This is a genomic window from Pigmentiphaga daeguensis (genome assembly GCF_039523035.1).
Classification (GTDB): Bacteria; Pseudomonadota; Gammaproteobacteria; order Burkholderiales; family Burkholderiaceae_B; genus Pigmentiphaga; species Pigmentiphaga daeguensis.
This window is the reverse complement of the sequence record NZ_BAAAEN010000007.1, coordinates 1-23,016: the sequence shown is the minus strand read 5'-3', so window position 1 is coordinate 23,016 and position 23,016 is coordinate 1. Positions and strand designations below refer to the sequence as shown.

23 protein-coding genes are annotated in these 23,016 nt (G+C 66.4%); 2 read left to right on the top strand and 21 right to left on the bottom strand.

Annotation, left to right across the window (positions count from 1 at the left end):
- Positions 1 to 6 precede the first annotated feature (6 nt).
- Entirely contained in the window at positions 7 to 3,252 is a 3,246-nt protein-coding gene (locus tag ABD104_RS11100; RefSeq protein ID WP_343927545.1) for a hypothetical protein, read from the bottom strand.
- Here ABD104_RS11100 and ABD104_RS11095 point away from each other — a divergent pair.
- The gene (locus tag ABD104_RS11095) at positions 3,251 to 3,574 is read left to right on the top strand and encodes a hypothetical protein (RefSeq protein ID WP_343927544.1); all 324 of its coding nucleotides are present in this window, start codon (positions 3,251 to 3,253) and stop codon (positions 3,572 to 3,574) included. The genes ABD104_RS11100 and ABD104_RS11095 overlap by 2 nt on opposite strands.
- Positions 3,571 to 3,792: a hypothetical protein gene (locus tag ABD104_RS11090; RefSeq protein ID WP_343927543.1), complete on the top strand. Its 222-nt coding sequence runs from the start codon at positions 3,571 to 3,573 to the stop codon at positions 3,790 to 3,792. Before ABD104_RS11095 ends, ABD104_RS11090 begins: the two co-directional genes overlap by 4 nt.
- Here ABD104_RS11090 and ABD104_RS11085 read toward each other — a convergent pair whose 3' ends face one another.
- The 20 genes from ABD104_RS11085 to ABD104_RS10990 all read right to left on the bottom strand — a co-directional run bounded on the left by ABD104_RS11085 (position 3,793) and on the right by ABD104_RS10990 (position 22,984).
- Entirely contained in the window at positions 3,793 to 6,228 is a 2,436-nt protein-coding gene (locus tag ABD104_RS11085; RefSeq protein ID WP_343927542.1) for a hypothetical protein, read from the bottom strand.
- Complete coding sequence (locus tag ABD104_RS11080) at positions 6,225 to 7,940, bottom strand: hypothetical protein (RefSeq protein WP_343927541.1); 1,716 nt, start codon at positions 7,938 to 7,940, stop codon at positions 6,225 to 6,227. The genes ABD104_RS11085 and ABD104_RS11080 overlap by 4 nt, the downstream gene beginning before the upstream one ends.
- Complete coding sequence (locus ABD104_RS11075; RefSeq protein WP_343927540.1) at positions 7,940 to 10,609, bottom strand: hypothetical protein; 2,670 nt, start codon at positions 10,607 to 10,609, stop codon at positions 7,940 to 7,942. The genes ABD104_RS11080 and ABD104_RS11075 overlap by 1 nt, the downstream gene beginning before the upstream one ends.
- Position 10,610: 1 nt before the next feature.
- Positions 10,611 to 11,192 (bottom strand): virion core protein, T7 gp14 family, encoded by a 582-nt coding sequence (locus ABD104_RS11070; RefSeq protein ID WP_343927539.1) that lies wholly within the window; start codon positions 11,190 to 11,192, stop codon positions 10,611 to 10,613.
- Complete coding sequence (locus tag ABD104_RS11065; RefSeq protein ID WP_343927538.1) at positions 11,192 to 11,620, bottom strand: GNAT family N-acetyltransferase; 429 nt, start codon at positions 11,618 to 11,620, stop codon at positions 11,192 to 11,194. The genes ABD104_RS11070 and ABD104_RS11065 overlap by 1 nt, the downstream gene beginning before the upstream one ends.
- A gap of 4 nt (positions 11,621 to 11,624) precedes the next feature.
- Positions 11,625 to 13,976 (bottom strand): phage tail protein, encoded by a 2,352-nt coding sequence (locus ABD104_RS11060; RefSeq protein ID WP_343927537.1) that lies wholly within the window; start codon positions 13,974 to 13,976, stop codon positions 11,625 to 11,627.
- A gap of 3 nt (positions 13,977 to 13,979) precedes the next feature.
- The gene (locus ABD104_RS11055) at positions 13,980 to 14,564 is read right to left on the bottom strand and encodes a phage connector family protein (protein WP_343927536.1); all 585 of its coding nucleotides are present in this window, start codon (positions 14,562 to 14,564) and stop codon (positions 13,980 to 13,982) included.
- Between the two features lie 11 nt (positions 14,565 to 14,575).
- Positions 14,576 to 14,848: a hypothetical protein gene (locus ABD104_RS11050; protein WP_343927535.1), complete on the bottom strand. Its 273-nt coding sequence runs from the start codon at positions 14,846 to 14,848 to the stop codon at positions 14,576 to 14,578.
- A 3-nt stretch (positions 14,849 to 14,851) separates the two neighbouring features.
- A complete protein-coding gene (locus ABD104_RS11045) occupies positions 14,852 to 15,298 on the bottom strand; it encodes a Bbp16 family capsid cement protein (RefSeq protein ID WP_343927534.1) in 447 nt (148 codons plus the stop codon).
- Between the two features lie 34 nt (positions 15,299 to 15,332).
- Positions 15,333 to 16,451 carry a major capsid protein gene (locus ABD104_RS11040; RefSeq protein ID WP_343927533.1) on the bottom strand — a complete coding sequence of 373 codons (1,119 nt, stop codon included), beginning with the start codon at positions 16,449 to 16,451 and terminating at the stop codon, positions 15,333 to 15,335.
- A gap of 35 nt (positions 16,452 to 16,486) precedes the next feature.
- Positions 16,487 to 17,272 carry a hypothetical protein gene (locus ABD104_RS11035; RefSeq protein ID WP_343927532.1) on the bottom strand — a complete coding sequence of 262 codons (786 nt, stop codon included), beginning with the start codon at positions 17,270 to 17,272 and terminating at the stop codon, positions 16,487 to 16,489.
- On the bottom strand, positions 17,262 to 17,558 hold the full coding sequence (locus tag ABD104_RS11030; protein ID WP_343927531.1) for a Bbp19 family protein: 297 nt from the start codon (positions 17,556 to 17,558) through the stop codon (positions 17,262 to 17,264). The genes ABD104_RS11035 and ABD104_RS11030 overlap by 11 nt, the downstream gene beginning before the upstream one ends.
- A complete protein-coding gene (locus tag ABD104_RS11025; protein ID WP_343927530.1) occupies positions 17,555 to 19,195 on the bottom strand; it encodes a portal protein in 1,641 nt (546 codons plus the stop codon). The genes ABD104_RS11030 and ABD104_RS11025 overlap by 4 nt, the downstream gene beginning before the upstream one ends.
- Entirely contained in the window at positions 19,195 to 19,401 is a 207-nt protein-coding gene (locus tag ABD104_RS11020; protein WP_343927529.1) for a hypothetical protein, read from the bottom strand. The genes ABD104_RS11025 and ABD104_RS11020 overlap by 1 nt, the downstream gene beginning before the upstream one ends.
- Positions 19,402 to 19,470: 69 nt before the next feature.
- Complete coding sequence (locus ABD104_RS11015; RefSeq protein WP_343927528.1) at positions 19,471 to 20,904, bottom strand: TerL; 1,434 nt, start codon at positions 20,902 to 20,904, stop codon at positions 19,471 to 19,473.
- Positions 20,901 to 21,323: a hypothetical protein gene (locus ABD104_RS11010; protein ID WP_343927527.1), complete on the bottom strand. Its 423-nt coding sequence runs from the start codon at positions 21,321 to 21,323 to the stop codon at positions 20,901 to 20,903. Before ABD104_RS11010 ends, ABD104_RS11015 begins: the two co-directional genes overlap by 4 nt.
- A 40-nt stretch (positions 21,324 to 21,363) precedes the next feature.
- Positions 21,364 to 21,771, bottom strand: coding sequence for a terminase small subunit-like protein (locus ABD104_RS11005; protein WP_343927526.1), 408 nt, complete (start codon positions 21,769 to 21,771; stop codon positions 21,364 to 21,366).
- Between the two features lie 2 nt (positions 21,772 to 21,773).
- Positions 21,774 to 22,232, bottom strand: coding sequence for a hypothetical protein (locus ABD104_RS11000; protein ID WP_343927525.1), 459 nt, complete (start codon positions 22,230 to 22,232; stop codon positions 21,774 to 21,776).
- The gene (locus ABD104_RS10995) at positions 22,233 to 22,442 is read right to left on the bottom strand and encodes a hypothetical protein (RefSeq protein WP_343927524.1); all 210 of its coding nucleotides are present in this window, start codon (positions 22,440 to 22,442) and stop codon (positions 22,233 to 22,235) included.
- Positions 22,439 to 22,984: a RusA family crossover junction endodeoxyribonuclease gene (locus tag ABD104_RS10990; RefSeq protein ID WP_343927523.1), complete on the bottom strand. Its 546-nt coding sequence runs from the start codon at positions 22,982 to 22,984 to the stop codon at positions 22,439 to 22,441. The genes ABD104_RS10995 and ABD104_RS10990 overlap by 4 nt, the downstream gene beginning before the upstream one ends.
- Positions 22,985 to 23,016: the final 32 nt, after the last annotated feature.

Sequence of the window (23,016 nt, the reverse complement as noted above, 5' to 3'; positions counted from 1 at the left end):
CGTCGATTAAGCATCGCCCGTGTTCCCGGCAACCCGCACACCAGTCATCGTCGCGCCAGTTGTGACGTAACCGGCCGTTTGTGTGGGCGTGTCCTGCAGGTCGTAGAGGTTGTTGTCCTGGAGCCGGCCGCCGAGCCATTGCGTACCGGACTCGACTAGAACGCCGTAGGTGTCCCCCGATACGGCGCGCTGACCGTTCTCCGCGCTGTCGTTGTCCTGGAGCGTCAGATACCGCAAAGCACCGCCGCCGCTAGACGCGACGCGGAACCCGGAGCGACCATTGCGGTAGGCCCTGTTGCCCCTGAGGGATACCCCTCGCACCTCATCGGCGGCGGAGTCGGACGAGATGGAGAAACCCCACGATTTGTTGCCGATGGCCTGGTTGTTCGCCAGCAGGGCGTGAACCTCCATCATCGGCTGGCCGCCCCCGGCCGGTCCGAAGGTAGTCACCTGAAAGCCGATCCCATCGGTGGTCGCGGGTCCCGTTCCCAGGTACGCGATGTTGTTGACGAACGAGGCGCACCGGGCCAGCATGGACCCGAGGATGGCCGTTTTCGAGATCCGGAATCCCCGCCCGCAGCCAACCGCAATGTTCGAATCCCAGATCGTGCCCAGCGAGCCGGCGTCAGTGAACCCGAATGGCATGCCGATAACCACGTTGCCGATGACGCGGTGACCGCTGAGCAGTCCAGCCGGGTCGGCTCCCGTCTGGGTCTCAAGGAATATCCCGTTCTGCCCGACACCCATTGCCGTGCTCGTGACCGTGCTCTCGCTCCAGCGTCCGACAATGACGTTGCCGATGATCAGCGACGGATGAACCACGGGCGGTACCGCCAGACTGGAACTGGTGCCCACGCCGATGCCAGACGCCCCGGGGCCGTTGGTGTTTGCGCACAGTCGGCCCGGCCAGTAGATGTAGTTGTAGCCAACCGTGCACTGGTCGTAAGAGTGATCAAAAGGAATGGATGTAGCCGGCGTATTCCACAGGCCCATGTCATTGATCGAGCAGCGCTGTACGTAGAAAATATTCAATGGCTTCATCCCCGGGTGATAGCCCAGGGGGTTGAACCACATTTCGCATTCGATGCCGAAATCCGTGAAATCTGCGCCGATCAGCGGATTCGCCGAGCTGCGCCCCGTGCAGCTGAGCCAGTCCTGGTTACTGCTGCCGATGGTCGCGGGCGTGTTCTTCAGAATGTGCACCATTGACAACTCTCGGCCCGCGCCGCGCCACTTCACGTAGTTCTTGACCTTGATCGAGGTGCCGGCGACAACGGTTCGGCCGGCGGGGATGTAGACCGTACCCCCGCCGGCGGCTGCGGCCGATTCGTGCGCGTTGCGGATGGCGTTATCGTCGGCGGTGCCGAACGTGCATTTCGCGTTGGTGACGGTGTTCGTGGCCGGCTGAGACAGAGTCGCGACGCCCCCAGACACCGATTGGATCGAGCCGATGTACACGCCGTCATTGGCGTTCGACGAGAAATTCGTGGAGACGACGCCAGCGCCGAGAATGCCGACCCGTTTACCCACGTCACGCGAGGTGAACTGGTAGGACGCCGAGGTCAAGGTGTACTGGCCTGCGGTAATGCTGGCATCGGTGAGCACGCGGCCATCGCATTTCGCGCCGTATGCCCGGATGTCGAAGACCCGATCCAGCAGCCGGGTGAGCACCAGCGGGGGCAGTTGATATTCTGGGTCCACGGTAACGGCCAGGTTATAAGCGGTTGAGGTCTCCGGCGTGCCGGCCTGCCACTTGCTGGCGGCCTTGTTGGCCACCAGAGGCGAGGCCCAGATGCCCACCCACGTGCGGGTGGCAAACGGCGTGTTGACGCTGTCGATCTCGGCCTGCGTCATCTGGTGCGAGCAGGCCTCCACGCCGTTGACGAACAGCCAGCATTTGCCGTTCTCGTCGAGGTAAAGGCTGATCTCGTCCCCGACGGCGGCGAACAGCGACGACGTGGCACGGGTGACGAACGTGAGGCCTGGATAGCCGCCCCCCACCGTGGCTGCATACTGAAGCAGGTAGTTGCCGCCCACGCCGATATGCGCACGGAAGAAGCTGATGTTTCCGCCGTTGAACGTGCCGCCGACGATGGGCCCGATGCCCTGGCCGGTGCCGTAGTCCTCCATGGAGGCCAGGACCATGCTGGACATTTTGTGCACGCTGCCCGCGTCCACGCGCATGACCACGGGCGACAGAGACCCTGCGGTAGCTGTCATGGACTGCTGGTCGGCGCTGGTCGAGAAAACGCCGCCGGTGCCAGACCCGAAACTCACCGTGATCGTTTTGGCCCCAGTCGTCGAGGTCTGCCCGCTCAGGTTCGTGCTGGCCGGATACTGAGCCGGGTCCACGGAGATCTCGGGCGTAAATGCCCCAGTCGGCGATACCTGCGCGGCGTTGGGCAGCGTGTAGAGGCCTGACTCGCGCTCATCGAAATCGGACCGCACGACGTACTGCAGGGATGAGAAGACCCAGGCTGCGCCATCTCCAACATAGAACCCCTTGTCGGCGTTGTCGCCCCATACGACACCTACCAGGTTGGCCGTAGGCGTGGACCCCTGGAGCTCGGCGAGCGTCTCGGCGTAGACTGCATCGATTCCCTGTATCGCCAGTTGTGCGGCCGTCTCGGCTCGGAACGCATCGGCCGCCGCACTCGCCTCGCTCCCCGCCGCCGCCGTCGCGCTCGCCGCCGACTGGTCGCGGGCCGCCTCCGATGTCACTGCCGCCGCCTCAGCGCGTTCGAGCATGCCCACCACGGCGGGCAGGTCGCTGGGGATGGCAATCGGGTTGCCCTGGGCGTCGAAGCCGAGGGCGTTGCCGGCGAGCTCGCTGTTCGGTGGCAACATGGAGTTGATGGCCTGGTCCGTGACAGGCCGCGTGAGCGAACGCCCACCGGTCTCGGTGAGCTGCTGCTGCGCCATCGTCAGCTTGTCGAGCGCCCGCTCGTGGCTCTTGGCCGGGAACGGATCATTCTCCTGGTAGGCCGTTTCCTGCGTGAGAGGGACTACGCGCTGGATGATCAGCAAGCCGGCGGCCGGCGCGACTTGCGCCACCACCTCGCCGCCGCTCGGGTTGCCCGCGCCGGTGACGGAATACTCGCTGCCCAGCGTCCACGGCGTGATCGTGCCGTCAGGCGCAACCAGGCTCACGACGAGGTGCGAGGCCTCGAGGAAGTAGAAAGGAACCGGGAAATCGGTCGTGATCCCGTCGCAAGCGTGCGAGATGCGGGATTCGGTACTCGAGACAGTCATGGGCGCACCTTTGGGGGATGCGCTGTATGGTCAAGCGAGGTGGGGGCAGAGTTTTGCGATTGCGTTGTCGGCGGTATGCTTGATGCTCAAACAGGAGAAGACGATGAGCGGTATTGAGACGGTTGACGGCTGCCTTGACATCACTGCGGCAGAACTGGGCGCCCTGGAGCGTCTGGCTGGCATGGGGGACGGCGATCCGCTTGGCGGCTATTACCGAAATGCAATTTTCAGTCTCGGGCTCGCTGTCGAGGCTCTTCGAAACGAAATCGCCGCTCTCAAAGGAATTCCGGAACGGAAGGTTCCGTTCGAGGCATATAAGTGAAAGCCATCCTCCTGATCGCCGCTTTCTTCGTCTGCTGGTTCGCGCTGCTGGGCATCCTTGGCATTCGGCGCGACGGGCCTGGGCCGGCGCCGCAGGGAATTGTCGACCGAGCGATCGAGGGATTGGCCTTGCTCCGGGACTGGGGCAAGTACATGCTCTGGATTGCCGGCGGCGCGTTCCTGGTCTGGGCTCTCCTGATCTGGCCGTACACGCGGTAGCTACCGCACCGCCTCCGTTGGTCGCAGCAGGAACTCGGTACCGCTCTCGTCGCGCAGGCGCCGTTCCATCCGCCGCAGGTACCCGGGGTTCATGGCCTCCTGCATCTGGTACAGCACCATGTAGTCCAGCACCGGCCGCGCATAGAATAGGTTGGCGAATGGCGTGTTGGCGATGGTGATGCGCAGCGCTTCCGCCGCAGTGTCGTCGCCGCGCAGCGATCGCTGGTACAGATCGATGATGCTGGCGCCGGTGCTGATGACCGGACCGGCGACAGTTGCCAGTGCACCCTGGCCGAACCGGTTGGCCTCGCCGAACAGAAAATCGCCGTAGATCCCTGCGCCGCCGCCCTGGACGAGAGCCGCCAGCAGCACCTTGCCCGCCATCTCCGGCGACTCGGTTGGATCGCGCGGCATGCGCCCCTTGGCCAAGTCCTTCAGCGCCATGGAGCCGTAGCCCAGCAGCGTGGTGGTGACGATCAGGGAGGCTAGGCCCTGCATCTCCCCGTTGCCATTGCGCAGAGCGCCGATGACCCCGTTTCCTTCGTAACCGCGCCCATACAGCTCGCGGCCGATGATCTTCTGCATGTAGGAGCCGGTGAAGCTCTTGAACTGCATGGCGAAGCGGTAGAACTCGCCGGTCCAGGTGCCCGGGCGTGAGCCCTGAAGGATATAGGCCCGCGTCTTGGCGTCGGGCTCAAGTGCGAGGAAGCTGGTCTGGTCGGTCAGGTAGGTCCGCAGCTTATCGGCCGCGGCGGCATCGGCCACGTTCTCGGGCACGATGTAGTCTCGTCCGTCCACGCTGCGCTGGCTGGATGTCCTGATGGCGTCCCAGTCTTCGGGGCCAATATCGTACAGCGACAGCACGCGCCGGTACTCGCCCCCGAGGGCCTCCCAAGTGCGGTCCGAGTTCAGCGCCATGTGGTGCGACATGCCGAAGGCGGCCGACGTGCGCATGCGGTTTACCCACCAGTTCGAGAGGTTCAGCTTCATGAACCACCTGCTGGCGCCGGTCAGCCATCCGGGCTCCGCGAATGAGCCAATCCGGCCGAGCTCGCCGGCCATGTTATCGAGCACGACACCGAGGGCCGCTGCAAGGTCGCGGGTTTCCTGCGGGGCCAGGCTGCGGCCAAGGCCGCCCACGGCCTCCGACATCCCCGACAGGAAGCCGCGCCCCTGGTAGCGCGTGCCCGAGCCGTAGATGGCGATGTCGTTCATCTGGGACAGGAACATGCCGCCCAGCTTGGCCAGCACTTCCCAGGTGCGGACGTTCGCCGCACGGCGCGCCCACATCGCATTGCCTGGGATGTTCATCGAGCCGTCGACGGCAGCCATGAACTGGCCCAAAGCATTGCGGCGATCCTGGAGCTGAATAACCTGATCCTCGCGACCGGCCGCCTTGGCGGCCATGATCAAGTCATCGCGGATCGTGTCGAACATCGCCGCGGGATTCGTGCCCAGCACGCGCATCATGCCTACGCTGTCGGCGCTGCGGATCATGCCTGCGGTAACTGCCTCCCGCAGATTCTTCTGACCGAACCGCTGGTTGTATTCGTACCAGGCGTCAGCGTCCTTGAAATGGATCTCGCGCTGGCCAGAGAGCTTCTTGGCCAGGTTTCCAGGGCCGCGAAAGCCGGTCGGGTCGGCGGGGGCATCCTTGAGGTGGTTGCCGGTCGCGAGGTTGGCGTAAAGGTTGCGCAGCGCCTCGGGGGTCATGACGCCCATTTCGTCGAAGTCGAAGTATTCCATCGCGGCGGCCCGCCACTCGTCGAAGCCCGCGCGGCGGATGCGCTCCGGATCATGGGTTTGCCGTACGATGTAGCCGGCGCGCTTGCCGATCCAGGCTCCGGCCTCGTTGGCGTCCATGCGGGTGACGTCCTGCCACTTGTTGATCACCCTGGCAACGTCGACAGCCTCGGCGGGCAGGGCGCGCAGCGCCGCATCTTCGGTGTCGCGGCCAATTGCCCACAGCGCACGGGCAATGTCACGGTCCATGGCCCCAGAGGTGAAGAGACGCATGTTGCCGGTGCGCTCGACATCGGCAATGAAGCCGGCCAAGTAGCGCTTGCGCAGCATCTCCTGCACCTGGGCGACGCCCTCTCGGGCACCCACTTTGGCGCGGTTTACGCCCACCAGCGTGGCCTCCAGGCCTTCGGCGAGGTTATTGCCGAAGACGTTCTGCACCCACGCTACGCGCTCGGCCCGTTTGACGACGTTGATAGCGGCATTGCGCTTTTCGATGACTGCGGCGAGCTCCAGGGCGTTGGCGATGTCGTCGGCAGCCCGTAGCGCGGCCTCTCGAGTGTCCGTGACGAGCCCCTTGGCCTTGAGGTACCGCTCTCTACGCTGGAGGGCTTGCAACAGCTCGGAAATTTCCTCGTCCGTAAGATCGCGGCCGGCGGCAGCGCGGATGGTGGCGAGGCAGTCTTGGTAGCTCATTGGCGGAGTCCACATAGGGCGGCGGCCCGCGTTGCGGCCGCCAGGCTCTTGGCATCGGCGATGCCTTCGTCGAATGCCTTCAATTCATCGTCCATAGCTTGCAGGCGCTCGGCGCTGAAGCCCGATTGTTCGAGGTTCTGTCGCGCCGCGGCATATTGGGCCGTGGCCGCGTCCAGGTCTCGGGTGGCGGCTTGCATGTCGGCCGTGGGCGGTCGCTCTCGCAGCCGCTGGGCGGCCTGATCCGCAGTTGCGAATTCTGCCGTGGCCACCGATTCCGGCGACGCCGTGCGCCGGGCCACCGCCAGCAACTCTTCCCGACTGCCGCCGCGCAGCACCGGTTCCAAGTCGAGCACGCGGCCGGCGTTGGCCTGGGCGAGTGCGGTTCGCAGCGTGTCCTCGCGCACCTGCGGCGTGGCCAGCGCAGCCACCTGTCTCGCGGGGAAGGCGCGCTGGATCGCCGCGTTGCGCTGGATCTCCCTGGCGCGCATCTCGACGCGTTCGGCAAATCGCTCTGGAATCTGACCGTTGTTGATCGTGGCGAGATCCTGCTCGGCGATCGAGGCACGTCGGTTCTGCTCGATGGCACCCTCGGCGCGAGTAATGCGCGCCTCGAGCTCCTGCTGCCGGTCGGCCAGATTGCGCCGAGCCTGGGCCTCCGCCTGTTTGCGCGAGAGCCCTTCCTCCTGCTGGAGTCGACGCGCCTCGGCTCGAAATGCGGGCTCCTGGGCTAGGCGTCCGAGGTCATTACGTAAGGCGGTCACCTCGGCGCGAAGCTGGGGGACATCGAGCGGGGCAGCACGGTTGCCGGCTTCGGCCAGCAGCTCGGCGCGAAGGTCAGGGGCCAAATCGTCCAGCGCCAACATGCGCGCGGTCTCTGGCGTAATGTCGGCCAGGCGGGGGAAAGGCGCTGTCGGGTCTGGTGTCGCAAGGGAAGAGCGGGAGGCCGCTGGAGGAGGGCGAATGTCCGGGGGCGCCGCAGGCGGCGCTTCGGGCCGAATGTCGGCAACGCCGATGTCTCGGACCACGGCTTCCCGGCCGACGCCGCGCGCCCAGTCCGAAACGCGCCCCGCCGCCACGTGCAGGCCACCGCCCAAGACCGTGCCGAAAGCCAGGTTCAGCAGGGAATCGGACATGTCGTAGTCATCCTGCAGCTGCGTGCGGCCGAAATAAACCAACGGTTCCAGCGCCGCCGCACCTGCGAAGCCTTCAATGGCGCCGACCCGCGCTCGTACCCCGGCCCTTGCCAGCGCGCCGGCGCCAGCCCGTTCCAGCATGCCGGCGTAGCGCGCAGGACCGACCACCGGGATGAAGGCGGAGGCGACGTTCAGCGGATCAATGATGCTGGCGGCCAGGCCCACGCCGAACCGCAGCCCGCCCTGCACGAACCCGCCGGGGGCGCGCGCCAGAATGTCCTGGCGGCGCACCTCGTCGCGCTTGCGCTCGATCAGCATATCCAGCGCCTCGGGCGTGTAGCTGGATTCGGGAATGTCCAGCTTTACCCCCGCTTCCGCGACGCGCTGCTGCGCTTCCTCGCGGGTCAGGCGCGGGTTGGCGTTCAGGTACTTGAGTTTGACGTAGTCGTAGCCGACGGCGGTTGGGTTGCCAGCCAGCGCTTCGTCCAGCGCGGCGGCCCGGCCGGCCTCGGCCGACGCGGGCAGCAGGTCCAGGGGTGTTGCACGCGGGCCGACCGTGCCTGTGGTGTAGTACGGCATCACTGCCCTCCTTCGGCACGGCCACGACTGCGGCCGACACCTGGCAGCCCGATGAAGGCGCCGCCGCCGGTGATGGCCGGCGTCAGCGTGCCGGTGGCGGACGTGGCGGCATCGCGCAGCTGCTTCCACGTGAACGAAAGAATGCTGCCGTCCTCGCCCCGAACGGGGTTCAGACCGTTGTTGCCGTCGACATACAGCATCAGACCGGTTTCATCTCCATTGGTGACGAACACACCGTAATTGCGGACGGTGTCCAGATAGGCCGCTCTTGCGTCCTTGGGATTAAGTCCAGCCAGGGACTCGGGTACCTGTAGTGGAAGGGTATCTGCGCTGCGCAGAATGCGTTCGGTGCCCGCCATGACTTCGCGCGGCAATTCGCCCATCGGAACGCGGTAGGTGGGGCCGAACTCGTAGTTGCCGTTGGCGGTCTCGGCCGCGGCTTGGCGCGCAGCATCGCGGGGATTCTTGCCTTGCGCCGCGTAGCCCAGAGCAAGCGCTTCGGCAACGGTCGCCACGTCACGATAAGTGGATTCCCCACCGTTCTGCACCGCGAGTGATCGATAAAAGGGTTCCAGCTCGTCGCGCAGCGCGTCGCGCACCTCTGCCTGATCGGCGGCGGGTAGGCGCAGCTTGATGCCATTTTGTGCTTCGGGTTGAGACCACCGGGCCGCACGCTCCCGCGCGCCGGCGTCGCGGATGTTCGGGATCACCAGCGCCGCCGGCGGCATCTTGCCGGTCTTGGCGAGCTGCCCGTACACCTGTGGCCAGTAGCTGCCCCATTGCCGTTCCAGTCCTCCCACCAAATCAGCGGCGGTATTCCCGCCTTCCCGCTGATCGAGGAACGTCTGCACAATGGCCTCCGCCTCGGCGGTCGGCAGGATCCTTGGGTTTGCTACCCCGAGGCGGCGCTGTTCGGCGACCTGAAGTTCAGCGTACCGGCCGGCGGCCTGGGCTTGAGCCGCCAGATCCCCCGCAGCCACCGCATCCGCCATGGCCTGGCGCGCGCGCTGGATCGCCGGCATGTTGCGCGCGGTGTAGGTGGCCGGATCATCGTCCAGGGCCTTCTCCACAGCGGCGGCAGCCTTGACCCGCGCTTGGTACACACGCTGCTGCTGATCGAAGCCCGGGCCCGGCCGCGGCGCGCTGCGGGCGATCTCGGCGGCCCGTTCGGTGGGCGACATAGTGGCCATGGCCTGGATGCTGCTGCCCAGGGCCAGCATGCCGGATACTTCGTTCTCGTAGCGCTCCAGACCCTCGACCTGACCATAGGCCTGGATGTACTGCCGCTGGCTCGGGATCATCGCTTGGGGCGGCGCTTGCCCAGCCAAGGCCATCGCTTCGAGGTCGGTTGCAATCTTGCGCAGCCCGGTCTGTGCCTCGGCCATGCGGCGCTTCTCTGCGGTGGCGGCGGCACGCCGGTAGCTGACCAACTCGTCGACCGTCATGTCGTCGATCCAGGGCACCCCCACGGGCACGCGCTCGGGAGGCGTGTCCGCCGCCGGCATGGGCGCCGCCACTGGTGCAGCCGACGCCAGCATGACCGGCTGGCCGCTCAGCGCACTGTCCAACCCGGCGCGCAACTGCGCGTCGCTGTAGGGCTGCTTACCATTCTCCACCTGGATGATGGCCTCGGTCAGCTTGCGCAGGGTTGCTGGCGCGGCGACGTCCAATCGCTGATCTGGCGCCACGCCGATAGCCTTGGCGACCCGGCCGGCGTAGGCGTTGGTGTCGTTCTCGTTGCTGGGCGCCCAGCGGGAAATGATGTCCTGCACAGTATTCAGCCCGTACCGGCGCTGGTAGGTCAATAGGTTGGATCCCAGGGCGGCGATGCCCGCTTCCGGAGAATCGAAGGTCTCGAATCGCGGGTCATCGCCCGCCACCTTGCCGGGCCAGTCGATTCCGCTCTTGATGATGTTGCCCGGATTGTTGTTGCGCAGGCCGCGCTCCGGGTACTGTGCCGCTGGCGGGGCGCCGCGGGCGGCGGTGGGCATGGCACGTTCGAGGGTATCGAATGCCGCATCCGACATGGCCGCGATGTTTGCCTGCATCGCGGCATTGACCAACTGCTTGCGCGCGAAATCTCGCAGGCGCTCTTGGTTCTGCGGACCAACATCGGGAATGGTCTGAGCAAGGGCGGCCTTCGCGACCTGATACTGCGCTGGATCCTGAAGCACGGTCTTTGCCCAGTTCTCTGCGGCACCCCGGTAGGACGATGTGCGGTAGGCAATACGCTGATCCGCTTCGTAGTTCAGTGCCCGTGCCTGCAGGCTGTCGCCGTAGGCGCGCAGGTGAGCGTCCAGGAAGCGGCGGGCGGCGGGCGTAGGCGCTGCGGCAAGCTGTTCGTCGGCCCAGGTGCGGTAATCCTTGACCAGCGAGCCGGTGAAGTCTGGCGCGCCAGGCTGCGCGGTCTCGGTGCGACGCTGGAAATCAGTATCCCAGTACAGGCGGGCATTGCTCAAAGCGGTGCCGGCGAAGGCCTTACCATCTTCCTCCTGCTGACGCTCGACCGCCGCCTGCTGTCGGAGCGCGACCTGCTCGAGACCCACGCCCACCTGGCCCAGCGCCCGCCCAGTCGGATCCTCCACCGCCACCATGGGTGCGCGCGCGAGCGGCGTAGACAGCCCAGGGGCCCGCTGCTGCTGATACTCCGGAATCGGGATGCGTGCCATGTCAGCCCCTCCAGTAACCGGTGGTCGGGGCGCGCAGGCCGATGCCGCCGCCCAGGGAAAGGCCACTACCCGCACCGCTGGCAGCCGCCGCCGGCGCGCCGAAGAGCTTCCCGTAGGAAGCGCCACCCATCAGGGCGCCGGCGGCCGCGCTGACGAAGGCCGCGCGGCGGGTGTTCTTGGCCGATGCGCGCAGCGTCTGCGCCGTGTAGCGGTCCATGGCGGCCTGGCTCTCGTGACCCTGGCCCTGGAGCACGCCCTCATACCGGATTTGCAGGGCATCGAGTTCGGCATTGCGCACGTTCTGCAGCTGGACATCGAGCGCCGAGCCCGACGAGGAATCGAATCCTGATTCGCCGAGGGCTGCCCGAGATTCGCCCAGCACCTGGGCCGCCTGCCGGCGCTGCTGGCTCTCGCGCGCCACGCCCGCGGCGTAGGCCTGGCCGGCCTGCATATCGGCGATGCCGGCGTTGTAGTCGGCCGCCCGAGCCTGCTGGTCGAGCTGGGAGGCCTGGTCGAAGCCGCCGGCCAGCGAGCCCACGGTTTGCAGCGCCGTGGCCGCGATGAACATCGATCCCGGATCCATTACTTCACCCTCGCATAGAGAAAACAGTCCCGCCCGTCGGCGGTGTAGGCGCGCATGAGGCCCTCGCGCACAAAGCCCAGGCGCTCGGCCCAGCGGATGGCGGCGGCGTGCCGTGCGTCCACGGCCATCTCCACCCGGCGCCATGGGGCTTCGGCCAGGATCTGGCGGGTGGCGCGGTGGATCGGACCGAAGTGGCGCAGCGCGGCTTCCGAGAAGAGCGCCCAGGCGATCGCGCGCTGCGGCCCCACCTCCGTCATGCCGGCGCACGCCAGGGTCTGGCCGTCGAGTAGCGCGGCCCAGGCCACGCCCGGCTGGGCGACAAGCTGTTCGGCATACCCCGGCGACAGCACGGCCTGCACGAGCTGCTGGGCGGGCTGCAGGTGAACCTCGGTGACGTGGGCTGGGCGCAGGCGTTCCAGGTAGATCACGGCGTCACCTGTCGTCCTGGACGTGCAGAATGGGCATGATGGCCAGGATCGTGACAGGCAGCGGCTGGTCGTTCTCGTAGCGCATGCGCGCCTGGCGCTCGTAGCCCGAATCCCACGGGATCTCGAAATCCCCAGAGAAGAGCGGCACGGGCTGATTCATGGGGTCCGAGGGCTTACGCAGGCTCAGGACCTGCAACCCGGCGCCCGCCGGCCGGCTTATCGGATCCGCTGGGCCCGCCTTGCCGCCGAGGCTTCGCCAGAACCGGATGACGACGTTGGTGATGCGCTTGGTCTTGCCCTGGGCTGTGCCGTCGGCCGATCCGGCGTTGAGCTCCATGGGCTCGATCGCGCAGACCTGGGGAATGCCCGCGTGCACCAAGGAGCCCGGCACCTGCAGCGTGATGGCGCCGTCCTGCACGGTGCGGCGCGGGTGGGCGGCGCCGTCGACCAGCACGGCGACCTCCTGACCCTCCAGGTGTTCCAGGCCCGAAATGGTGGTGGCCGGCGCGCCGCGATAGGTCAGTCCGCAGTCCACGTAGAACGCCTCGTTCTGGGGTTCGGCGAGCCCCAGTTCCGGCTGCATGATCTCGACGTAGCGGACCGTCTGGCCGTCGACCTCTCGCCGGACGACCATCCAGAGATCATCCCGGGTGCCATCCGGCGAGGGCATCGTCTCCACGCATTCCACGAAGCCGTTGACCATGGGGTGGCGGTGCCAGCCGTAGACGTCGCTGCGCTCGATCTCCCGGTCGTAGGTCTGGGCGATGAGTTGGCCATCGCCACGGGCCGCCCAGATGATCGAGTACGGTTCCTGCTGGCAGGCCATGTCCACAATGCCGGTGGTGTCCAGCTCCAGCATGTCGATTCCGTTGCTCAGCGTCTCCGAGGCGTGGCCAGCGGAGACGTGGTCGGCGAGTTTGGTTGTGTCGTTTGATACATAGTCATCGACGGTGTAGTTGTATTCGAAGTCCCGTAGCTTGCGGCCGGAGGCCTGCACGAAGAGCAGCCGCGAGCCGATCTCGATGGGCACGATGCCCTTGGAGCCATACCGCGTGCGGCGCTCCGCGCGGATATTGCTGGGCCCCAGGGCCTGGGTCGCCTGGATGGGCCCCACCAGCCACTCGTCCCCGTTCGTGCCGATGATGAGATTCTCGGACTCGGCCAGCCACATGATGCGGTTCAACTGCCTGGCGTTCAGCGTCTCCCGGATGGCCGAGTCTGGCGTCACCTCGTCGGCCTCCTTGGCGGCGAAGTTCTCGAAATCCCCGTTCACAGAGAGGGCAATCGTGCGGTCGCGCGCTACGACCAGGCGGTTGCGCCAGAAGACGCCGTGCTCGGCCCAGCCCTCGGCGCCGGAAAAAAGCGCCCGCGCCCACTTGTTGGTGGCCGTGGCGGTGATGGCGCCAGGCAGGCGCGACACCACGTCCGCGGTCACTGTCTGGGAGTCTGTGAAGCCGGTGATGCGCACGATGCCCCAACCGCTGTGCAGGTACTCCCACTCCACTCCGATGGGGCCACGGTCCGGTCCATCATCGGCCACGTCGACACCATCGCCGTCCCATGCGCGTCCTTCGGTATGGGTAGGCGTCACATTGCCGGTCAGCGGCGGAGGCGGATCCACGCCAGGTGGCGGCCCAACCTGCGTGCACACATAAACCCGCGAATCCACCCGGCGCAGGTCGCCTACGTCGATCTTGGCATGGACAACCCACGGCTTTACGGCGGAAAGGTCTTGCTGCTCCAGGTAGAAGAGCGACCCAACGTCCGAGGCCTGGAAGACCGGAGCACTGGCATTGAGGGTGACCGTGCCAGTTTCGCCGGTGGCGGTAATGGTCACTCCCTCGTCCTTGTTGAGGTCCTGGAACGGGCCGTTCTGGAAATTCACCGGGTCGAGGGAAAAGGTCGTGGCGCCCGTGCGGCTTAGCTTCCTGGTCTGATGGCGCCGGTGGAAGATGTACAGGACGTCATTGCTCTGGGTGACGCGCAAGCGGCACGTGCCGTCGACGTCGGTCAGGTCCCAGAACGTGTACGGGGTCGCGATCTCGACCGGCACGCCGCCATCCATGAGCTGCCCGCGGTTGGCATAGAACCGGGCGTAGAGGTGCCCGAACTCGATCATGTAGGTCAGCCGCTCGGCGACCTGGAATCGGATCAACCACGTTCGCAGGGTGGAGTCCTTGACCGAGACCACGTAGCGGGTACCGCCGCGGCGCCGGGCAGGACCCTGGACCAGCGGCAGGAAGTTCTCGAGCAGGTAGCAGCCGTTGGCGAACTTGGCCAGATCGACCCGGCCGCCTATCAGCGGGGAAAGCTCGCCCCCGTCGAAGGACGTGATGATCGGCGATGCCTTAGGCATGGATTACCTCCGGGAGGTGAGCCAGGTATCGTCGGCAATGGCTTGTGACGGGCGCTCGATGGCATTGGCGCGGATGGCATCGCGCAGCGCGCGCTCGTACATCTGTGCCACCCGATCGAACTTGGTCTGGCTCTGGGTGATCGCCTCGCACGCTTCCACGGCCAGGCGCCCGACCAGGGCTTCGCAGAAGAGCGCGTCGTACAGGTTCGGATCCTCGACGCGCCGGCAGTACTGGATGGCGAGCGGGCCGGGCTGGTTAGTGAGGATCTTGCCGCCCTCGATGCTGTAGAGGCCATCGACGGTCGGTCGCGGGTAGACGGCGCTCTCCCCGATCTTGAGCAACCGCAGGAAGTCGGAGGGCAGCTGGAACTGGTGCGTGAAACCGAACTCGGGCGCCGTGGACATGGCCGGCAGGCGCTTGCGCGCCTTGGCGAAGTGCCAGACGTGGGCGCGCAACTCGGCATCGCGCACGGCGTCGAACATGGACTGGATGGTCGCGGCCTGCTTCGTCGCGTCCGACAACGAAATAATCCGCGCCTCACCGAGCTTGGTGATGGCGCGGTTGGCGATGCCGACGATGGACGCCAAAGGTTACTCCGTCAGGGCTTGGCGCTTGCGCCTTGCCCGTCGGATTGCCCGGTCGAGGTCGAAACCTTCTTCTCGCCGGGCCCAGAGGCTTCCTTTGGGGATTCCCCTTTCTCCGACTTGTCGACGCGCTCCATCCAGGAGCCGGGCTTGCCGTTGAAATCGAACACCTCGCCGGGCTCGACGACACGGACGACGCGACGGTCGTCCGGCACATCGGCCCGTTTCGACGGGGTGACCTGGTCCGCGAAGATCTGCCCGCGGCGCAGTGCACGGTATCGAGCCATGGGTTACACCTTCCAGCCGGATTCGTAGGTCTTGCGGTCCTGCGCATCCTTGACCAGGAAGGCTGAGATCGCGCCGGCCGTCATGGGGCCAGTGCCCACGGTGTAGCGCATGCCCAGGTAGCGCTTGTAGTCGCCGTGGGGCAGGCGAATGCGCGCCACCTCGGCACCCGCTACCAGGTCCGCGAGGGCCAGCGCCGGCGTGGTGTAGTGCACGACGGGGCCGGAACTCAGGGCGGCGTTGGCGGCGGACTCCAGGGAGGCGGTCAGCGTCGCGGCGCCGGCGGCCGTGAAGGTGGTATCCACCTGCAGGACCAGCCACACCGGCTCGCCGGCGCCGTAGTCGATGGTGGCGTTCTTGGCGGCGGGATTCACGTCGATGACGTTGGTCGAGATGGCCGTAGCCGTCACCGCCTGGCTGTCCGAAAACTCGTTCGTTCGATCGAGGATCATGCGATTCTCCGGTAGATTGATGGGCAGGCGGCGCTTAAACGACCTGCGCTTCCGTGTTCAGGATTTGATCCACGGTGCGGATCGGGATGCCGAGGAAGTCCGTCTGGAACTGGCCTGCGGCCTCACGAATCGCAAGAGCGTTGTTCGACTTGTTCAGGGCCGCGATGTCGAGCATCTGCCGGATGGTGCGGTTCGCGTAGACGCGCGGCTGAACGCCAGAGAGGGTGGGCAGCAGGTGCTTCGCCTTGATCAGTAGATTGATGATGGCCGTGGTTGCCGATGCCGCCTGCGTTCCGGTCTGTCCCTCGAGGTCGGAAATGTCGACGTTGGCGATGCGGACGGCGTAGCGCCAATCCTTGACCACCAGGCCGCAATCCCACTTGAACAGGTCCATGTAGGCACGGTAGCGATTGCCGGCGTCGTCGAACGCATCCCCTTCACCCAGGTCGCGATGGGAGAGCCCGGCCTTGCTGTTCTTCGGATACATACCGAATACCGTGCGACGGCTCCAGCCGATCAGCCAGATCGAGGTGTTGTCGCTTCCCGTGCCGCCGGCGTCGATGACGTTCTGAGCGCTTGGGCTTCCGCTGATCTTGGAGTAGCGCGGTGCCAGCCCATAGAAACGCTCCGGGTGCAGGCTCGTGTCTTCGTAGATCAGAGTACTGGCGAAGGTTTGGCCCATCGCCTCGACGAAGCTGGCCGCCTCGTCGAGACGGAAGCGGCCCGGATCGTTGGCCATGCGCACGACGTCGACGTCCGGCTCGCTGCGCGCCTCCAGCATCCCGCAGGTGTCGTCCACTTGCGCGGTCTGGCTCTTCGAGGCGGGCACGCCACCGTAGAGCTTGCGCCAGACCGGGGTGGGCAGACCGGTTCGGATCGTTGTGCGGTTACCTGTGGGTAGGTTGCCTTCCACCCAAGGAATGTCCTGGATGATCTCGTTGGTCTGCGACAGCATCTCGGCAACGTCTGCCGTATCCCCGTTCGGGTCCAGTCGCTTGGCGACATCCAGCAGCGAAAGATCGTTGGCGCCGACGACGGGGCCGAGAATTCCCATCGTGAGCGCCGCGTCATGATGCCCCAGGGCCACCAGCACCAGCATGGTCGCCGCCAGCGCAACGAGCTGCACGGTTCGGTTCAGAAAAAAGGCTTTCATCAGGTGGCTCCTATGTGTGCCGGTTGGTCCTACTGCTACTTCTTCGCCATGCTCGGGAACATCCGAGCCGCGCGCGCCGCGTCGGGATCTCCCCCCGCGGGTTGCCCATTGCCGCCCCCGGCCGGCGTGCCGGGGTTCAGCGTTCCTTCGCTCATCGCCTTACCGATGTTGTGGAAGAGACGCAGCGTCTGCGCATCGCCCATCTTTCCGGCCAGGCTGTCGATCAGTTCGGCCGGCACCCCGAAGGTGCGCATCGCGCGCCGCCCGAGTTCGATGTTTCCTTCGTACTGCTGGCCCCATTCGCCGCGCAGCGTGCCCAGTTCCTGCTCGCCCTTCTGCTGCTGGGCGGTGTCGGTTGCCTGCTGCTGGGCCGCCACAAAGGCATTCCAGTCGGCCGCCAGACCCTTTGCCGCCGCAGCGGGGATGCCGTGCTTGTGGAACCATCCGGCCGCGGTCTTCGCAAACGCGCCGTCCTGGCCCTGCGGCACCTCGAGGCCGTAGTCCTCGGGCTTCGCGGGGATGGCGAACTTGCCTTCCATCTCGCGCAGCGCCTTGGCCGCCTCGCCGGCATCCTTGAAGTTCTTTCCGGCCGCCCAGGTCTTCAGGTCCGGGTCGGCGATAGCATCGGTCCAGGGCGTCGCAGAGTTCTGCGGATTTGCCGGTGGGGTTGACTGCCCGGCCGTCGGCGGGTTGCCACCGTCAGCGGGCGGCGTGGGCTGCCCGGCAGGGGCGCCGCCGGGGTTGCCTTGGCCGCCGTCGCCTTCGGGGCGCATCAGGGCGGCAATGTGAAAGGCGGTACGGCGGAATCGGTTAATCAGCATCGGAACGCTCCTTGAGCTGCATCAGCTGTTCATCGGTGAGGGAAAGGATCTGGACGATCTTGTTGAAGACCTCGCGCCTACCCTCGGCAACCATCGTGGCGTGCGTGTCCACGGTGCGGGTGACGGGGGAGACGACGAGGGTGGAACGGCTCACCCGGCAGAAGTCCGCCAGGTGGGCGAGCACGGCGCGGCCTTCGCGGGTCAGCTTGCCGTCCGCGTCGGCGAAGCACCGCCGGTACGCGGCGCGCCGGTTGAAGAGCAGGTAGAACCGGTCAGTCAGACTCATATGCGGGCGGCCTGGGCTGTGGCCTGGGCCTGGGCCAGGTCTTTTGCTGCACCCGCGGCAACCGGGGCCGCCGCAAGGAGGGTTTGGGCTTGGGCGGCCTGTTCGTCGGCTTGCATGGCGGCGTCGACTTCATCTTCGGAATTCACGTAGTCGGAAGGAACGCTGAACACCTCGGCGAGCTTGCGCACGGCCCTGGGCGCGTTGATGACGCGCGCGGCGCGCGGGTCGGCCTGCACGAACGGTGCCGATGCCTCTACCCAGCGCAGCACGCTGGCGCCTTCGCCGGCGCGCATGGCGCGGTTCAGCGGGCTGTCGTACTCGACGTCGACCTGACCGCCGGCCTCGACCAGTTCTTCGGGCATCTCGGGTAACAGGCCCGACTGCGCCGCGATGTCGAGCTCCCGATCGATCATCGGGCCCAGCATCTCGGACTGCATGCGGCCCAGAGGCGGCCCCAGCAACACACCCTTTTCCTGCGCACGCTGCAGGACCTCGGTGGCGGTCATCTGCGGGCTATCCACAAGGATCTGAAAGAGCGTCACGTAGAACGCCAGATTGATGACCTCGCGCTTCTGGTTGGTCAGCTCGACCCCGAGCGGAATCTGTTGCCCGGTGAGGAAGGGCTTGGCCAGCTCCCGGCCTTGATCGTCCAGGCCGCCGTAGTTCAGCGCGCCGGACCGCAGGTCGAAGGCCTCGAGCGCCCCGTCTTCTTGCAGCAGCAGCGGAGGATCAACCGCCTTCTGCGCGCCCCGGATGGTGGTTTTCTCCATCTCGTTGACCTGCTTGATGTCGGGCAGGCCGTCCATGGCCGGGCTGCGGCCGTAGGTCTCGTCGGCGCCCCCGTAGAAGCGGCCGATGGCGAAGGGGAAGGTGCGGAAGCCGCTGCGCTGGATGATTCGTTCGTTCGACGACGAGAGCCAGTAGGAGGCGAACGGCATGTTTGCCGCATCCCGCTTGCGCGGATCCCACTCTTCGCGCGGCCGCACCACGTGGATGAAGTCGAACTGGGCCTCCGGGTCGCGTTGCAGCACGTTGCGGATGGATTGGGGCAGGTTCGCTTCGCCGAAGCGGCGGGCGGCCTGGCGCGCGGTCAATGTCCAGTCCACGTGGGCCTTGTCCACCAGACCGTCCGCGCCTTCCGAGAACAGCAGGCGGCGGATGGGGATGTGGCGGTACCGGGAACCCTCGCCGGGCACATCCTCGACCATCAGGCCGCCGTTGCCGAATGCGCCGCAGCTGCGCCAGATCTCGCCCATCTGGGACTGGAAATTGGCGCGCCAGCGATAGCGCATGGTGAAAAGGACCTTGGTCACCTGTTCCAGGTACCGGACCACGGCCTGCGATTCCACCAGGGCCTCATTCTGGGGCTTCAGGTAGTGCCATTCCTGGGTGCGCGGTGTCACCATCGAGTCCATGGCGGCCGAGAAGTGGCGCAGGGCCAGCGGCGGTGTGGAATCGAACATGCGCTCGGTGCGCTTGGCGCCGGGCTGGGGCTTGCCCTTGTTGAATCCGGGGTGGCCGGGCCACACCCGCTCGGCGACATCGTTCCACTGATCCTCGAACAGCAGCCGGTCGTTCTTCATGCGGGTGTGGTCCGCATGAATTTCCTGGATCAGCTTGACGTCATCGTTGTCCATCAGGACCCCAACAGCGTCTTCGTGGCAACCGAGCCGGCGGGCACGGTGGCGGACTCACCCGCCAGGACGGTGGCAGCCGTGCCGCGCCGGCGGCGCAGGCGCTGGGCCTCGCTGTCAGCCGCGGCCGCCGTGTCCGTCGTGGCGGGCGGAGCCGGGGGCGCGGGCGGGTCGGGAATGCGCGGTGTGCTGGGGTTCAGAAACTGCATGGCGGCGGATACACGGCTGGTCGATACCAGCGCAATCTATCGGCCGGGGTGCGCAGAGTTATGCGGAAATCAGTCCGTGATGGCTCGGGTTGGCCTGGAGCGGGCTGTGTTGCGCGGGCGTGCGATGATGGCCTTGTGCTCGCCCGCCCCAGTCAGCAGGTATTGCAGCGACTCGGCGACGTGGGAATACGAGTTCTTGTCTGGCTTGTCCGTGTACCGGGCATCGCCCGCCACGGCCAGGCGCCGGTAGCAGTAGCCGCCGGCCAGGGCCTTGCGCAGGACGCGGCAGTCCGGATGCACCAGCAGCCCGGGCTCGCCATCGATGAGGCGGCCCATGGCCGTGTCGACCGCCTCGACGCGTAGCGCGAATTCGTTGGTGGGCGCGGGCTTGGCCTCCAGGCCAGCGGCGCGCAGGATCTTGAAAGGCGTCAAGCCCTCGTCGCCTTGCCACCGCTGGTCACCGGCCGGGTCACCCGAGATGCCGCCGATGGGGTTCTCGGGGTACAACTGGGCGATGTGCAGCTTCACCTCGCGCGCGAACGACTTGGCCCCCATGTCGGTGGCCACCACTTCGGACCGGATGCGCCATCCGCCCAGGGGCTTGCGAAAACCGAAGGTGGCCGCCGGCGTCAGCCCGAAGTCCATGCCAATGAAGAGCGGAGCGGAGCGCGGCACCTCGAACGCTGCGCAGTGCAAGCTGTCGACGTAGCCGGGGTGCACCGCCTTGCCGTCCATGACGAAGCCGTACTCGTTGCCCAGGTTGACCCGGATCCAGTCTTCTTTCTTGCCCTGCATGCCCTTGGTGTAGTAGCCGGGCGGCAGGTTGACCAGGTTCTCGGCCTCGGGGTTTTCGACCCACTGGTCACCCACCTTGATGACGCCGCCGGGCTGGCGCAGGAACACGTAGCCTTCGGGCCTGTCTTCTTCGGCCATTCGGTAGTACCAGTGGTCGTTGTCGGGCGCGTTGGTATCGCCGAATAGGCCGTACCAGGTGGGCGGGACCTCCTTCGGGTAGCGGCCCACCCGCAGGTCCAGCATGGAAACCAACGAGAAGGGGATTTCCTTGGTTTCGTTCACCCAGGCGAAGGTGAGCTGCAGGCCCCGCAGCTTGCGTTCGTGCTGCGGCCGGTCCAGCGCGATGAAGACCATTTCGGCTTCGACGCGCGTCCCGTCTTCGAGGTCGAAATCGAGGTAGTGCGTAGGCGGCTCCATCCCGCCGGCCACGTACCGGCCCAGGTCCTCGAACATATCGAGCCAGTCCTTAATCGTTGTGCCGGCCAGGTCGGGGTAGGTGTTGCGCACTGCGGCGCCACGCGAGCGCCGCACGCCGTCGGCATCGGGCTCCTGTTCGCACATGATCCGGAAGGCCTTCCAGCAGCTGCCGTTCGTCTTACCGCTGCCGAGGGGGCCCATGATGAAGGTGCGCTGCTCTCGGGACAGGATGTAGGCCTCCAAGGTATCGCCCTGGGGTTTGTAGACATACTCTACATCGGGTCCGCTCATACGATCGTCAGCAGCTTGCAGTAACCGTGCACCAGCCCAGCGCCAAACAATCCCAAGGAGATCCAGGCAAGCCATTTGGCCGCAACGCCCATGCGCCGATACTTCTCTTCAAGGCGGTAGGGGCGGCCGTGGAATGCCGTGCGAACAGTGCTCGTCAGCGCAGCGGCATTGGAGTGGTAAAGCAAGCCCATTGCAATGATCGCGGTGACAATGCCAAGACCAAACCAGCTTGCAACGGGCGCCAAAATGCGTCCGTCGTTTGCCTTAGTTGCGACGTACGTGAGCACGGCGACCAGAGCGCCGCCGTTGACCAAAACCAGGCTCTTCAAAGTCTCGGTCGCCCATGCCATGGTGGTCTTGGTCGCGATCTCGAGAACAAAATCCAGGTGCTTCTCTGTGACTTGGAACGGCTTGTTCATAGTTGCTCCGGGATAAGGTGGCGCATCGATTCTGCCATGCCTAGTCCGTTGTCGGTTTACGCCCGGTCAGATCCCGCACGCGCACCTTCGCGCGGACCTCAACATCCTGTTTGACGCGATCGGCGAAGCGATCTGGGTGTCGGACCTTTGCGCACCAGCGGTAGTGATGGGCGAGCTCCCGGGCCTTATCGAGGGCGAACTTGTCGCGCGCCCCCTTGATGACCTGCTCGGCCTTGTCCGCGTAGGCCTCGGCCGAGAGCTTGCGCGCGGCGTCTATCTGCCGCTCACGCTCTGGGTCTGCCTTGGCCCAGCGCGTCAGCTGGGCGCGGTGGACCTTGTAGCGGCGTGCGACCGATGCCATGCTCTCGCCGGCCTCGATGCGATCGCAGATATCCTGCAGCACCTCAGGGCCCGCGTCGAATACGCTCTTGATGTTGGTGGCTGCCATGCCTATTCACCTTCCACTTCCACAACTTCTATGCCCGGGAGCGTCAGCGTCCGGGTATCTCCGACGGAGCGGGGGCGTGCCCGTCGCATGGGCTGGGCCGCGCGCTGGATTGCCTCGAGCGGCTTCTTGCCGTCCACCCCATAGAACCGGCCCAGGGCGTCCAGGTCGCTGATGCCTGGCTGCAGGGTAGGGCGCTTCTGCACCGCGCGCCGGGCGCCGACATGCCGGTACGGCGCTGCCCGCGTCGGCGCCTCTTCTCGACCCTTGCCGGTCCTGGCCATCCAGAGGCTGAGCAGCAGCTCGCCGCGCCAGTGCGCCAGCTGCCCGCCCGCCATGTACGACCGGATGCCGCTCTCGCTCACGGCATGGCCCAGGGCAGCACAGATCCCGCCGTGGCTCATGCCGGCGCGCTTCAGGTCGAACACGATTTCCGACCAATCGAAGTCGCGGAGCTGAGTCAATCAGTCCCTCCATCGGTCATCGAACCGCTCTTCCCGTGGCTGTCCGGCCCGGCCCGCCAGCGGCGACATAGGCGGCTGCGCGGCGCGTGCGCGGTCGAGGGCGGCCTGCATGGCGCGGTCGTTCGTGAGCGGCTTGAACTCGCGGGGCGGCCGCGCCGGCGTGGGTTTGGCGTTGGGGTCGATGACGCTGTAGCTGCGGCGCTTGGTCATAGCAGCGCTCCCTGGCGCACCGCGATCACCAGCGGCGTGATGCGCACCGCCACGCGCGCGCCGCCGTCATCGGGCTGCATGCGCTCGCTGGTCATGCGGCGCACCCACCTGTCGTCATCGATGGCAATGCCCTTGAGGGCGTCGAACAGGACTTTGTTCACGTTATCCAGGTCCAGGCACAGCACGGTGTCGTCCCAGGCGAACGGATCCTGCGCGTAACGGCGCGCCCAGTCCTTCGGCCGCTTGGGCCACAGCCGGATGTCGATCTGCACTCGGCCCGTGATCGGCTTGCTGATGCCGCAGGCCTGGGCCAGCTGAGCGACCTGGCGCTTGTAGGCCTTGGCCTCGCTCGAGGGGGCAACCATCATCCGGTTGCCGAGGCGGAAGCTGTTCCAGTAGCGGTTCGCGCTGATCGGGTACGGCAGGACCAAAGTGATGGCCCGGCCGGCGTCGGCCGATTGCGGCGCGGACGTGGGGGAAAACGCGCGCGCGGGCGCGAGACGTTGCGTGTCCTGTCCGCTTTTGTCCGTGGTCAGCGTCATGCCCCGATCTCCTCGGATTCGGCGATCAGCTC

Excerpts from the sequence above, each read along its gene's own strand:
- ABD104_RS11040 (WP_343927533.1), bottom strand. The coding sequence starts at position 16,451 with ATGAAAGCCTTTTTTCTGAACCGAACCGTGCAGCTCGTTGCGCTGGCG.
- ABD104_RS10995 (WP_343927524.1), bottom strand. The coding sequence starts at position 22,442 with ATGACCAAGCGCCGCAGCTACAGCGTCATCGACCCCAACGCCAAACCC.
- ABD104_RS11085 (WP_343927542.1), bottom strand. The coding sequence starts at position 6,228 with ATGAGCTACCAAGACTGCCTCGCCACCATCCGCGCTGCCGCCGGCCGC.
- ABD104_RS11050 (WP_343927535.1), bottom strand. The coding sequence starts at position 14,848 with ATGGCTCGATACCGTGCACTGCGCCGCGGGCAGATCTTCGCGGACCAG.
- ABD104_RS11025 (WP_343927530.1), bottom strand. The coding sequence starts at position 19,195 with ATGGACAACGATGACGTCAAGCTGATCCAGGAAATTCATGCGGACCAC.
- ABD104_RS11005 (WP_343927526.1), bottom strand. The coding sequence starts at position 21,771 with ATGGCAGCCACCAACATCAAGAGCGTATTCGACGCGGGCCCTGAGGTG.
- ABD104_RS11030 (WP_343927531.1), bottom strand. The coding sequence starts at position 17,558 with ATGAGTCTGACTGACCGGTTCTACCTGCTCTTCAACCGGCGCGCCGCG.
- ABD104_RS11075 (WP_343927540.1), bottom strand. The coding sequence starts at position 10,609 with ATGGCACGCATCCCGATTCCGGAGTATCAGCAGCAGCGGGCCCCTGGG.
- ABD104_RS11080 (WP_343927541.1), bottom strand. The coding sequence starts at position 7,940 with ATGCCGTACTACACCACAGGCACGGTCGGCCCGCGTGCAACACCCCTG.
- ABD104_RS11015 (WP_343927528.1), bottom strand. The coding sequence starts at position 20,904 with ATGAGCGGACCCGATGTAGAGTATGTCTACAAACCCCAGGGCGATACC.
- ABD104_RS11100 (WP_343927545.1), bottom strand. The coding sequence starts at position 3,252 with ATGACTGTCTCGAGTACCGAATCCCGCATCTCGCACGCTTGCGACGGG.
- ABD104_RS11070 (WP_343927539.1), bottom strand. The coding sequence starts at position 11,192 with ATGGATCCGGGATCGATGTTCATCGCGGCCACGGCGCTGCAAACCGTG.
- ABD104_RS10990 (WP_343927523.1), bottom strand. The coding sequence starts at position 22,984 with ATGACGCTGACCACGGACAAAAGCGGACAGGACACGCAACGTCTCGCG.
- ABD104_RS11020 (WP_343927529.1), bottom strand. The coding sequence starts at position 19,401 with ATGCAGTTTCTGAACCCCAGCACACCGCGCATTCCCGACCCGCCCGCG.
- ABD104_RS11095 (WP_343927544.1), top strand. The coding sequence starts at position 3,251 with ATGGGCGCACCTTTGGGGGATGCGCTGTATGGTCAAGCGAGGTGGGGG.
- ABD104_RS11035 (WP_343927532.1), bottom strand. The coding sequence starts at position 17,272 with ATGCTGATTAACCGATTCCGCCGTACCGCCTTTCACATTGCCGCCCTG.
- ABD104_RS11045 (WP_343927534.1), bottom strand. The coding sequence starts at position 15,298 with ATGATCCTCGATCGAACGAACGAGTTTTCGGACAGCCAGGCGGTGACG.
- ABD104_RS11060 (WP_343927537.1), bottom strand. The coding sequence starts at position 13,976 with ATGCCTAAGGCATCGCCGATCATCACGTCCTTCGACGGGGGCGAGCTT.
- ABD104_RS11010 (WP_343927527.1), bottom strand. The coding sequence starts at position 21,323 with ATGAACAAGCCGTTCCAAGTCACAGAGAAGCACCTGGATTTTGTTCTC.